Genomic DNA, 12,396 nt, shown 5'->3' with positions numbered 1-12,396 from the left:
ACTCTACCTCCCATTTTCAGTATTTTTAGCAGTGCTGATGTAGCTATAATTTACATTTGGAGAACAGGTCAGCGTTCCATTATCGCTATTACTGTTGCGATAACTAGCTAAAGCGGTTTTGCCGTAATCTTTGAGACTGAGACGACCAAGGGCATCTGAGCCATTTCCATCAACTTTGCTATAATCACCACCAAAATGCTTTTGAGCCACTCGTTCAATTAGGCGTTCGCCCGTAAATGGCTGTCCTGTAGCCGGATCGATTTGCTCTTGTGTCACTTGAATTTTGTTAGCCATATCAGCCATAAATGCCCTATCTTGGTCGGCTGGAGGAAAAAACTCAAATAGTTCAGCCTCTGTTGGTTGATGCCCTTGCTCTACTTGACTCAAGAACTTTTGACCTCCAGGCTTGGCAGCAATTAACTGTACTGCATAAGGGTTATAACTCATGAACTGGTAGCGACCGAGAGCGCGACCACAATTCAAACCCCCATCTGCACAGGTATGTATGCCAATGGCTTTGTAATCCCCGCTACCAGCGCTCTCAATTTCCGCGATCGCATTTCCCAGCGATCGCAAATCAATACCGGAGAATGATTGACCTGTTATCGACTGACTAGCACTACTAAAGGTGCATGGATTAATCTTCTCTATTACTCCAGTACGGTTGGTAGTGCTAGCTTTAGGCTCTCTTGTAGCTCCAGTTGGTAGAGACGCAGTATTTGTCCTTTGTTCGTTCAAATTACCTACAAACATCAGGGAGTTGACCTTGTAGCTGAAAAAAGGAACAGGCCCGATAAAGTAAGGTGTACAACCCATTCGCCAAGCACAGAACCGAAAGAACAAAGCCGTATCTACCGTATCAGTGGTTTCATCCGGCTCCATTACCACCACCTTAAAAGCTTTACCAAACGGTAGCCGTCCTGTTGGTTCCCGACCGTTATTCACCGCTTTCAGGATACCCTGTCCGCCCTCAACTTCTTGGTATTTACCGGAAATCCACTGCTTTCCTTCCAACTTACCGCGATCGCTACGACCTGTATTCTCCAAATCGTCCAATTCTAAATAGGCGCAGTCTTTTTCAGTACAAGGCACAGAAAACCCTTGCACGTCTGAACCAGAAATCGTATTGTTACGGCGGTTTTCTGTTGGGCCATAAACTACATCAATCCGCATTACCAAGCTACCAATTTCAGTGATGGGATTAGGCATTGATCCTAAAGGTACTTGTCCCAAACCAGGAATATCCGAAACATTGCTATTCATCCAACCTGTAAATTGTTGTAGCTGTACTGCATCTAAGTTAGGAATTGAAGAAATAGAAAACTCTGACAAGTCGATTTGTCCCAGCTTCATTTGCCCAACTTCATACTGTGTTAGTACCTGAGCTAGTGTTAAATTAGATGCAGTAATTAAGTGAGATTTTAGTAAGGTTGCAACAGGTGTAATATTGTTTACTTGTGTCTTAGCTAATTCTGGAACAACCTGAGCTAGATGGCTCAATGTCTGCTCCCCAATCAGAGGAAATTCACTCAAGGCAATTTTGTTTAAATCTATACTGTTAATGTCTGTGTTCGCCTCTGGTTGTGTGCGGAGAGCGATCGCCTGGATCGCCTGCAAAGAAAACTCCTCTGCCTGTAATGCTTCACTGATATCTCCTAACTTCAAATATTGGTCAGGAGTCATACCCACATTCCAAGTGCGACTCAGGTCATAACCCAGTGTCTGGCTGTAGGGACTGCCATCAATTGCACCGGATTGACTGATACCTGGTAGCTGGCCCAGAGAAATGCGGCTCCAGTCTGGCAGCAAAACTTTAGTAGCAGGTAGTCGAGACTGAGGATTTGCAACTTCTACAATTCGAGTCGGTAAATTGCCATCACCAATTGTGTTGATTGTAGCTTGTGCGGCGATACTATAAATAATACAAGCAATGACAACCAGAAGAGATATCCATGCTTTTGGTATCTTCATAATTTTAGGTTTAAAAATGACAGCAACTATACCCCAATAAGCAAAGTAATTTATTTAATGTAAACCATTCATTTGTTACTTGTGGGGTATAGTTATCAGTAGAAAGATGACTTATAACTCTAGCTCTGGCGATGCTGACTGTTGACTTTTCTTAGACTTGTAACCGGAGCCAGAGCCATATCCTGGTAATTGAGGATTGGGATTAGCAGCCGATTCAGTGTAAGGTGTATCCCCAAGATTGATTTCAAAAATATTCTCTTGATAACCATCCCTAAATTGGTCTGTTTGCAAGGGATTACTACTATCTCCAGAACTTAATTGCTCAACACCGTAACATAAAGATTGATAGCCACTGCCAGACTGATAATTACTACTGTCGTCAGTATCAAGATTTTGGTTAATTGTGGGTTCGTTATTCATTGGCATTACCTAAAAAACCTGTATCAATGCCAGCATAAAAAGAATTATCTAATATCAGCCTTCACCTATTGGACATTAATTTTTTAGCCGATTGGCTATTTTTGGTGATGCGCTCATATCGAGATGACAAATGGAGCAAATGAATTTAATTTCACCAGAAATAATGGCAGAAATCAGTGATGGTAATAGTACCAAACTGCCAGACAACACCCGAAAAATGCTGCAAATTTTGGCAAGTTTAAATACACCAAAAGAATTATTAGCAAGTCTTTTGGAAATAGCTGAATTTTCCCTACACCATGTTCGCTACCTTGCAGGGCCATTGGTAATTCATCGCAGTCCTTGGAGTGATACGATTCCCCAATGGCTGAAGTTTGCTTGTATTCAGGAGCGATTGAAACTTATCTTCACTGAATACGAACAGGATCAGGTTGGTGTTTCCAGCACAGCCACAGAAGTTCTTACCTACATGATGCCAGCAACTTACGAAGCACCTCTGCATAGAGACTACGCTGACCTTTATCTTTGGGCAGGTAATGAAGTTTTAACCAAATACGATAAATTACCAAAGGGTTGCAAGAGTTTTTATGAATTTCTAGGTGATGGTGCTACGAACAATGCGAGCAATAATCGCATCATTCATTTTAATCAGGTAAAAAATGAATTCAACTATCTTAGCAGGTCAATTCGACGCAGCGTAGTTAAACACGCAGCACAAGAGGGATGGGGTAAGCGTAATGTTAATGCCAAGCCTAACTTAGACTCGACCCAAAGCACTCCAACTCCTAAACCTTCATCAAATTCAACTGTGCAAATTAGCTTGTTCTAAATTTTCCATAAATCCTCAGTCGATTAAAATTTTCATCTGAGGATTTTTCTGTTAAATGGAAGCGATCGCTTCTTTAATTATGAACATAAATTTCCAAGTTAGTCATCATGAATACTCAAGAAACTCAAGAAGTTTTAAATCATCTCATCATTGGAATTACAGCCATATATGCCATTGTGATGGTCGTTGATTTCGTTGTGGGAATAGTCCATCTGTGGCAGAAATTTACACTCAACATCGAATACCATACTAACAACACAACAGATGAACAATCACACCTAGAATCTATTAATCTTAATAAACCTCTCAAGTTGGAAAATCAAAATCAATCAACTAACCGTATTACATCAAAATCAGAACCTCAACCAGACAACTTTATTAGCATTGATGTAGACAAAATTGATTTACGGACAGCCAGAAAAATTGCTACTGCCATAAAAAAAGCTTCAACATCCAATCCTGACTTAATTATTAAACAAAAAGTCAACAGTAAAAGTGTTCCTTTAGCCTGGTTGCAAGCACAGATTAAGCATCGTTTAGAACTGGCACCAGAAATTGTCACACCCATTATTAGAGAATTGGCTCCTACTGCTTTTACATCTGTTCCAGAGAATATTCAGCATTATAACATTGCAAAAACAGGTAAACGTAAAGTCAGTTAATCATATAAAGAGAGGAATATCGATAGTATTACCTCTCTTTAATAGGGTTTCAAATCTTTCTATAAAACTAATTTGAAGTTGCTAGATATACAAGCTATCGCTTCTAGGTGAGAAATTCAAATTTAATTTATTATGAATACAGGCTTAATAAATACAAATAATTCCAGTATTTCTACTCCAGAATATACTCTTGCTTCCAATGTTTCAACTCTTAATTCTGCTCTCCAAGCTCTGTTTCAGGCAGAAATTTTAGCCATAGATTGTGAAACAACAGGACTTGACCCTCTAACTGATTCTATTAGACTGATTCAAATAGCTGCACCAAACCATCCGGTAGTACTAATTGATTTACCAGCTATTCCCAAAAGCGAACGCTCACTTTTAAAACAACTCCTTAGTAACTCTGCTCTCAAAATTGCTCATAATGCCAAGTTCGACTGGCAATTTCTCACACTCGCAGGACTTCAACCCTCCGGTAAATTCTTTGATACCCAACTTGCTTATAAAGTTATAACCGCAGGATTAAAAACAAGCTCATCCTTACAAAATATAGTTAAAAAGCTACTACACCTTCAACTAGATAAAACTCAACAAATCAGCGATTGGTGTAAACCTCTTACCAAGGTTCAATTGCACTATGCTGCCGTAGATGCTGCCATATTACTTGACCTTTACCCAATTCTCCTCAAGAAGTTAAAGCAGGCAAAGTTACTCAAAATTGCCCAACTGGAATTTCAGTGTATGCCTGTTGTAGCTCAAATGGAACTTAACGGGATGCTATTTGACTTGTCTCGATGGCAGATACTGGGTGCAAAACTAGAAGCTGAAAAAACAGATGCTTTAAGCCAACTCAAGCAACTCCGTATTGCTAGCTCTCAGATGTCATTGCTGCCAGAACTGACAGATGCAGTAAACCCGAATTCACCTCAGCAAGTTTTGGCTGCTCTACAAGCTATTGGTATTAAAATCAACTCAACTAATCAAAGTAAATTAGTTTCTTTAGCTGCACAGTATCCCATAATTCAAGCATTGCTAGATTACCGCCGTCTATCTAAAATTATCGGCACTTTTACCGAGAAACTACCCCAGCATATCCACCCCAAAACTGGGAGAATTCATCCCAACTATTATCAATTAGGGGCAAAATCCGGTAGATTTTCTTGCCGCAAACCACCTCTACAAAATATTCCCCGTGATGAAGCCGCTCGTAGCTGCTTCATTGCTGCCCCCGGCTATAAAATTATCAAAGCCGATTACTCCCAAATAGAACTACGAATTATGGCTCGGCTTAGTGGTGATACAAAGATGTGCCAAGTCTATCGCCAGGGGGCTGACTTACATCGATTAACAGCATCTCTAGTAACTGGAAAACATATCAATGAAGTGACTGAGGAAGACCGCAGACTAGCAAAAGCAATAAACTTTGGATTGATTTTCGGTATGGGCGCTGCCAAACTCCAAATTTACGCCCAAGTAAAATATGGGGTGGCAATGACATTAGAACAAGCAAAAGCTTTCTCTAAACGATTCTTTGAAGCTTATCCTGGAATAGCTAAGTGGCATGAAAACATCAAACGTAAATACATCCAAGGCATTAAGGAAAGTCGTACACTAGCAAATAGACGACGGAGATGGGTAAACAAGCCCCGACTATCAGAGCTATTTAATCATCCAGTACAAGGTTTAAATGCCGACATCAACAAATTAGCTATGGTAAAACTTTCAACGACCTTAGCTAAATTCAGAACAAAACTCATTTGTGTAAGGCATGATGAAATTGTACTGGAATGTCCAGAGACTGAAGTTGACCAAGTTAGCCATATATTACACAATTGTATGGTTGCTGCTGCCCAAAAGTTTCTCAGCCCTATTCCAGTTATTATAGATATTAAAACATCAAATAGCTGGTGAACTATCCCAACTTGCCGAGTACGACTGAAGTTGGATTCGCAGTAAAGCTATTCTGAGAAGATTTGTCAAAAACTCAACTGCCCTCCTCACAGTATAGCTCGTGCAAAATGTGGTTAGAGGGCGTTTCGTTTTTGATCCGAAGCACTATCCCCGCCCTATCTCAATACCGTTTAGTTAAGGACATTTATCTGTTGGGGCGGGCTGTTCTTGAGCAGGGGGAGAAAAAAGGCTTAACCCAAGCGTATTACACCCTATCCACTATTTCTGGCTATTCCTGAATCGGTATTCTAGCCATTATAAATAACGGAACTATTTTAACTATATCTGCTTACGCAGATTTAGAGTGAATCAAGAGTTTAAAACCCGCTTAATTGGGTTTTATTGGTGTGTCTATAAACTCTGTGACTAACAAATACCTGATGTAAAAAATGAGTTTTAATATTTACATATTTGAGGTGCATTAATGTCTAATCCCCGGATTTTAGGGGCAAGAGAAATTCATCTAATTTCACTCTACAGTCACTGGGAATTTGGTATGAAACCAGAAGAATTTTATGCCAAATGGGATGTGAGTTATGAACAAATTGCCTTAATATGCTGTCGTTCTGATTCTACGGTCAGAGGTTGGTTTAAGCAAGGTAAGTTTAGACGCTATCCTCAGCCTAATGATTTACGACATTTGGCATTCATGGACTTTTTACTGGAACATTTTGAAGAAGTTCCCGAACAACTTTGGCAATTGCTATGTCTGACTCATTCGCCTTGATATGAATAACATTTCTATTCTACATATAGCAATCCGGTTTGATTACTGAAAGGTTTTTAAAACAAAAGCTTTGCCCTGCAAGGTTTTCAGATTGAGTACACAATATTTCATTCCAGTCTGAACGCTATATATCTGTCCAATAAATCTAATGCACACATAATTCTAATTGTCAATATCAATTTGACCTGTCTTTGAGTATACCTCCTCGTTTAAGGTAAATATTGGCGATTTAAAAGCACATAACATGGTTATTTTACAGCATTTTTAAGGGGTAAAATATGACTTATTCTGAGCAATTAAAACCGTGGTGTATTGTCCGTGATATTCCCAATCAAGAAAATATTGTTGTGAAAAGATTCCGCCGACGTGATGATGCTGTTGCTTATCTGCAAGTGTTGAAGCAGTCAGCGAGAGATATTGCTTTTAAAATCATTTTTAAGGCTCAAAACGTCAATATGCCACGGGATAATGAAGCTTTGAACGGTTCCTTTTGAGAAGATTTGAAAATCATAAAAATACTTTGAACTCAAAGTGGGTGAAAGCAAGGCAAGCGGTGTTACCGAGTAGGAATTATTGAGCATGATTCGCCAGTCCGTAGGCGTAGCCCGCTGCGCCTATCTTAAAGGATATTTTGAAGTACTCACCGAGCGCGTAGACGCAAAGCGGCTTGTCGCAGACACGCTTCACTACTCAAATGGATGAGACATTAGAACCGACCCTTCTCACAACTATCTACTATTGAGTTGTCTTAAACCACTGGCTTTTCTACCACAAAGATAGTTGTCCTGGTGATACGTTTCCCCGTCTGCGCGTATGGAACAGCATATGACAACCGCTGCATAAAGCCGCGAGATTTTCTGCTCGGTTGTCCTCGGGCGTATAATTTCGGTGGTGAACCACTAACGTTTTAATGCTGCGTTCTCTACGATTTAACCCATCTCTTTTATCAGTTGGACGTAAGCATTGCATACCGCAGCGCGTGCATTTCCAGTCTGATTTTGATTTGACCTCAAGTGCGATAGTATCCCAGTTTGAAGAATAGCGACTGCGGTTTTTACCAGTCATCAATCAGTTCCTTTTGGGTTGCAGAAAACTAATTTTGCTTGAATTTGACGCGATATTATTGTGATTATTTTTACGCAGAAAGTTTTCCGGAAAAATTCACCTGTGACATAACTTGTGTGCGTATTGAATTAGCAGCCTTCTCTGCAATTTCTTCTCTATCAGCATCAGTAAGAACTACTGCAAGTAGCGATTTGAGGGCTTCGCGGTTAGATATAAACTCCTCACCGTATAAATCATCTTGCAACAAAGTAGCTTCCAAGTGAGGTATTAACTCAGGCGTAGGAGATAGCAACCGCTCTTTAATACGTGCCCTTGCAGTTTCTGTCGCAGAAGTTGTACCTATACCTAAATCCCATGTTTCAATTATTAGCCTGACTTCGCGGTTGAGAGATACACGCAGCGTTGATAGGCGACCAAATAAAGGAAGGTTGAGCATTAAAGGTGGTAATGCATTACCCCAATCTAAACCAGCACCAATAGTGCAATTTGCTTCATCTTCGATGCAAACAGCTTCTTCGAGCCATCCTTCACCAAAAAGTAAATCTATAGCTTCTTGGGTTATTATTGACTCGTTTGCCTCAGAATTATCCTTTTGCTGTTGATGATTCATAAATTTTTACCCGGATCAGCCTTTATCTTCGTCTCAATACACCATACTCAAAGTAGACTAAATTTTCATATTCTTCTTCCGAACCGCAGTTCAACATGTTTTGTTTTTCGTAAAATCCTTCAGACCTTGGTAAGGAATGCAACCCAATTCTACCTTCATACCCAAGCTCAACACTTCTAATTCTTGCGAAATTTAATAGTGCTTGACCAACACCTTTGAATTGAGGCGGGCGTTGAATCTCGATTCGGTTAGTGGGGGCAGTGGCAATACCATCAACATAAACTAGCCTCTTACCAACATTTAATCGAGAACCATGCATTTGCGTTTCTATTATCATTAATCCTTGAGTTTTGTTTTCGCACTCAACTGCGTAACCTTCAAGATTTTCTTGATTGTCAATATATCTTAATTTGAATATCCAATCCCAGTATTTATCTTCTTGACTAAATAACCTTAAGCTTTCTACCCAATCGTTAACATAATCATCAACATGTCTTTGGACTAAATCTACCAAATAGGCTTCAACAGATGTATTATCAACACCCCTTTTTAACTCGATTTTTCGCTGCACCTAAAGCTCCTAATTGTCAACTGATTATTAAAGCTTATGACTGCTATTTGACTGGTAGATAAAAGAGTAAATGTGAATGCGTATATCAATAGCTTTATGCCAACCAGCAAGCACAGCATCATCTGAAATGTCTCCAAGAACTACCAAACCATCTTCTTTATCCATATAGTAAGGTAAAGGATCAGCGCTCAACCAACCATAAACAATGGCTTCTTGGTCTCGCTCGTAAATTCAGAAATTCTTGAAAATAATAAAAATACTAACTTGCCGGATGATATAATCCCGTATTTTCGTTAAATTCCCACCCCATACCCGATTTATCCTTGCCCTTGCACCATGCCACAAAAAGCGGTGGGTGCAGCTTAATTCGCTGTTCGCGTACAGTTTCTTGACTTACACCAAGTCTTGAAGCTAAACCTTCTTCGGTTAATGGTTGCATTCGGGGAGTATGCACAATGAATGATGAATTGTTGTTGTACGATTTATTGCCCCGCCTCGGTTGGTTGTTGAGATGATTTTGAATTTTAATAATCGCCTCAGTAAACTGTGTCATTCGGGCTGTCATCCCCTCCACTTTTTCTGATAAATCGGCGAGATTATGGATTGCTCCGGTTTCGTTGCTATTAGATTCACTTGAAAACTGTGACTCCAGCTTATCAAGTCGTGAGCAAATAGCTAATATCGTTTCATTGGTCGGGTTGGGGTGACTATTGTTACCAGCAACCAAGTACTCCTCAACACTTGCCTTAATCTTAGAGTCGAGGCGTTTATCTAAATTATTGCCACCAATTGCATCAAGGTTATCTAGATCATCTAGGTAGAGTTCGATAAATTGGGTCAGCGTGGCTGTTGCCGTCGTTCCTTTCGACTTACAACGGGCGATAAACTGCTCCCACATCTTTTGGTCACAGTTAAAAGATGCCAGTTTCTTGTTTTTCCCTGTTTGGCTCATGTCTAGGTACTATCTAGGTTAACCGGGACTGGACACGACCGAATAAGCGCGTCATCCCGAAAAGATAACTACCTTGACACTATCATTTTGGAGCGCATCAGCGCGATGGCGTACCCGCCCGCCTTAAGAGCGATCGCTTTGGTTGAGTCGATGTTTGCTTTTTTTACGCAGTGCGTGAGAAGTCCCAACACGCCCAACGTGGTGAATGTACTTTGCAGTTGTCGCCGGAGAAGCATGGCCCAAATCTGCTTGCAAGTCAAAATCAGAAGCTCCATTTTTCTTAGCCAGCGTCGCATGAGTGTGGCGCAGAAAGTGGGCACTGAACTTAATTCCCGCAAAAGCAGAAATTTCCGCCATCATCAACCGCAACCCCCGATCGCTTAGAGGTTTACCCCTGTCTCGACGACTGGGACTGGGAAACACCGGCTGATCATTGCTGGCATCGCCACGGTAATCCAGTAGCACTGCACTCGTCTCCGGATCGAGACTAATAGTTCTGGTTTTATTTCGTTTCCCCGTCACAGTTAATAACAGACAATCTCCATCCTCCCGAAACTGCCGCCAAAATAACCCCGGTGTAACTATGCGCTTACCATAATCAGAAGTTTGCCGCGCAATTTCTCCCGCCCTCACCCCACTGTAAAAGACGAGAGTCAACAGCAGCCAATGCATCTTATTAGTGTTGTGTTGCAAATCTACTTCAATCGCCGCTTTTTCCAACTTAGCAATGTCGCGTTCCGACAGAATGCGCTCTGCGAGCTTATCGTCCCATTGGATACTTAAGTCCTTGCCCAAGTCGATAGCAAAATAACCAATAGAAGCTCTAGTACCCCACTCCCACAAACTTTTAATCGCCGCAGTGTATTTAGCTGCCGTATTTTTACTCAACCCATAAGTATTTTTCTTTCCCCGTACTGGCTTTTCATCCTTTAGCCAAGCAAGATTTGCGTGTAGATGGAATAACGTTACCATCCTCAAATCAGATATCCCAAACCGCGACTGCATATAATCGGCAAGCTCATAACCAATTTGCCGATATGCCCGTCGCGTTTGGTCGCTTTTAATAGTGACAGAATGTACCCATAGCTCAATTAGCTGCTCCGTCGAATTAATTCTCTGGCGGTTAGGAAAATAATAATCCACAAGCGCAACCCGGGCTTGATCAAGCGGCAGAGTTACCATCTCCACAGCAAGTGATTCCACGCTTAATACAGGTAAATTTTCCATAAGATAAATCCCCAACCCCCACTGATAATTATGATGCCGAGAATGACAATTCCCGGTATCTTTATGATAGTTGTTTCCCAGACACTACAAAATTGCCCATCTAGAATCATCTATATCGTATATACGCGGATATCCCGTATGCGATGATGGTAGTGAGAAGAGTAGGGGAAGTCGGGGAGATGGGGAGGTAGGGGGAGTGAGTAAATATTAGACAGAGAAGCAAATGGTTAAAGAACTGGTTAGAAAGCATCAAGATTTAGAAATTTATAAGATGGCATTTGATATGGCGATGCAAATTTTTGAATTATCGAAAAAGTTTCCTGTGGAGGAAAGGTATTCGCTTACCGATCAGATTCGTCGTTCATCCCGTTCCGTATGTGCGAATTTAGCCGAGGCATGGAGGAAGCGTCGATATGAGGCAGCTTTCGTCGCTAAATTGAATGATTGTGAGTCAGAAGCAGCCGAAACTCAAACCTGGATAGAGTTTAGTGTTAAATGTGGTTACTTGGATGTTGAGATTGGTCGAGAACTCTACGGAACCTATAACCAGATTTTGAGTGGATTAGTCAATATGATTAATCATTCAGAATCTTGGTTGATGAAGCACTAAGAGACTTGCAAGTAAATAACTATTCCATCGCTTTTGAAGCTGGGGGAGAAAGAGCATTTCCTTCCACTACTCCCCCTACTCCCCCTACTCCCCCTACTTCCCCACTTCCCCCACTCTTCTCACTTCTCACTTCTCCACAACAAAAGCGCGAGGGACTGGTGGAATATCCGCAGATAAATATAAAACTTCTGTCTGAAGAAGACCGGGAGTTGGTGAAGAGGGCCAAGCAGCGTGCTGAGGATTTGCGCTTAACTTTTAAAGAGTTTGTGCTGGATTGTATTAGAAATGCACTCTCTGAAGAGAGTCCGGATAATGCAGATAGTGCAACTGCTGCTGAAATTGAAGCTTTGAAAGCTCAAATCGCCGCCCTGTCAGAGAAAGTGAGTATTCCTTCTGCGACCAAAACGGAAGTGCATACCCTCCAGGAAAGGGTAAATCAATTGCGGGTGGGAATTTCAAATGAAATTAAGAAGGATAGGGAGCAACTTGCTTCTTTGACGTTGGCGCTCTCCCGGCTTGAAAGCCAAATTGAACAGTTGGTGCCTTCCTTAAATCTTCAAGTGGATGGCGAGGTAAATTCAAACAGTGATGGCGATTGGCTTTTTGGGGAAGACTCCGGTGCTGAACTACCGTTAACTTAAGCATGGGAATTGAAGAATGGGGACGGCGTAAAGCCTGCGGCATAGCTACGCTTAACGCGCAGCGTCTCGTAGAGAATAAATTCGCCTGCGCCTTTCTTTTATGCTTTCAAGCACCAGGTGTCCCCGCAGCAGAACACTTGGTGTAGTTCACCTGACTTGAA

The 12,396-nt window shown here is 41.2% G+C and carries 13 protein-coding genes; 7 read left to right on the top strand and 6 right to left on the bottom strand.

Annotation, left to right across the window (positions count from 1 at the left end; all coding sequences use genetic code 11):
• Positions 1 to 3: 3 nt before the first annotated feature.
• Positions 4 to 1,971 carry a M23 family peptidase gene (locus GTQ43_RS35230; RefSeq protein ID WP_265277352.1) on the bottom strand — a complete coding sequence of 656 codons (1,968 nt, stop codon included), beginning with the start codon at positions 1,969 to 1,971 and terminating at the stop codon, positions 4 to 6.
• Between the two features lie 111 nt (positions 1,972 to 2,082).
• Entirely contained in the window at positions 2,083 to 2,391 is a 309-nt protein-coding gene (locus GTQ43_RS35225; protein ID WP_265277351.1) for a hypothetical protein, read from the bottom strand.
• A 139-nt stretch (positions 2,392 to 2,530) separates the two neighbouring features.
• Here GTQ43_RS35225 and GTQ43_RS35220 point away from each other — a divergent pair, with 139 nt between their 5' ends.
• From GTQ43_RS35220 to GTQ43_RS35200, 5 genes are all read left to right on the top strand, one after another.
• Entirely contained in the window at positions 2,531 to 3,220 is a 690-nt protein-coding gene (locus GTQ43_RS35220; RefSeq protein WP_265277350.1) for a hypothetical protein, read from the top strand.
• Between the two features lie 107 nt (positions 3,221 to 3,327).
• On the top strand, positions 3,328 to 3,882 hold the full coding sequence (locus GTQ43_RS35215; protein WP_265277349.1) for a hypothetical protein: 555 nt from the start codon (positions 3,328 to 3,330) through the stop codon (positions 3,880 to 3,882).
• Positions 3,883 to 4,014: 132 nt separating this feature from the next.
• On the top strand, positions 4,015 to 5,793 hold the full coding sequence (locus tag GTQ43_RS35210; RefSeq protein ID WP_265277348.1) for a bifunctional 3'-5' exonuclease/DNA polymerase: 1,779 nt from the start codon (positions 4,015 to 4,017) through the stop codon (positions 5,791 to 5,793).
• 463 nt (positions 5,794 to 6,256) lie between these two features.
• Positions 6,257 to 6,559, top strand: coding sequence for a hypothetical protein (locus GTQ43_RS35205; RefSeq protein WP_069069453.1), 303 nt, complete (start codon positions 6,257 to 6,259; stop codon positions 6,557 to 6,559).
• Between the two features lie 278 nt (positions 6,560 to 6,837).
• The gene (locus tag GTQ43_RS35200; protein WP_265277347.1) at positions 6,838 to 7,053 is read left to right on the top strand and encodes a hypothetical protein; all 216 of its coding nucleotides are present in this window, start codon (positions 6,838 to 6,840) and stop codon (positions 7,051 to 7,053) included.
• Positions 7,054 to 7,694: 641 nt separating this feature from the next.
• Here the strand turns inward: GTQ43_RS35200 and GTQ43_RS35190 are convergent.
• From GTQ43_RS35190 to GTQ43_RS35175, 4 genes are all read right to left on the bottom strand, one after another.
• Positions 7,695 to 8,234, bottom strand: a complete 540-nt coding sequence (locus tag GTQ43_RS35190; protein WP_265277345.1) for a hypothetical protein — start codon at positions 8,232 to 8,234, stop codon at positions 7,695 to 7,697.
• 22 nt (positions 8,235 to 8,256) lie between these two features.
• Positions 8,257 to 8,805 carry a GNAT family N-acetyltransferase gene (locus GTQ43_RS35185; protein WP_265277344.1) on the bottom strand — a complete coding sequence of 183 codons (549 nt, stop codon included), beginning with the start codon at positions 8,803 to 8,805 and terminating at the stop codon, positions 8,257 to 8,259.
• A 259-nt stretch (positions 8,806 to 9,064) separates the two neighbouring features.
• The gene (locus GTQ43_RS35180) at positions 9,065 to 9,757 is read right to left on the bottom strand and encodes a hypothetical protein (RefSeq protein ID WP_265277343.1); all 693 of its coding nucleotides are present in this window, start codon (positions 9,755 to 9,757) and stop codon (positions 9,065 to 9,067) included.
• A 123-nt stretch (positions 9,758 to 9,880) separates the two neighbouring features.
• A complete protein-coding gene (locus tag GTQ43_RS35175; RefSeq protein WP_265277342.1) occupies positions 9,881 to 10,984 on the bottom strand; it encodes a tyrosine-type recombinase/integrase in 1,104 nt (367 codons plus the stop codon).
• A gap of 223 nt (positions 10,985 to 11,207) precedes the next feature.
• Between GTQ43_RS35175 and GTQ43_RS35170 the strand changes: the two genes are divergently transcribed.
• Both GTQ43_RS35170 and GTQ43_RS35165 read left to right on the top strand, forming a co-directional pair.
• On the top strand, positions 11,208 to 11,594 hold the full coding sequence (locus GTQ43_RS35170) for a four helix bundle protein (protein WP_265277341.1): 387 nt from the start codon (positions 11,208 to 11,210) through the stop codon (positions 11,592 to 11,594).
• A 158-nt stretch (positions 11,595 to 11,752) separates the two neighbouring features.
• Entirely contained in the window at positions 11,753 to 12,235 is a 483-nt protein-coding gene (locus tag GTQ43_RS35165; protein WP_265277340.1) for a hypothetical protein, read from the top strand.
• Positions 12,236 to 12,396: the final 161 nt, after the last annotated feature.

Origin of the sequence: Nostoc sp. KVJ3 (genome assembly GCF_026127265.1) — a bacterium.
Classification (GTDB): domain Bacteria; phylum Cyanobacteriota; class Cyanobacteriia; order Cyanobacteriales; family Nostocaceae; genus Nostoc.
This window is presented reverse-complemented; position numbering and strand designations above follow the sequence as displayed.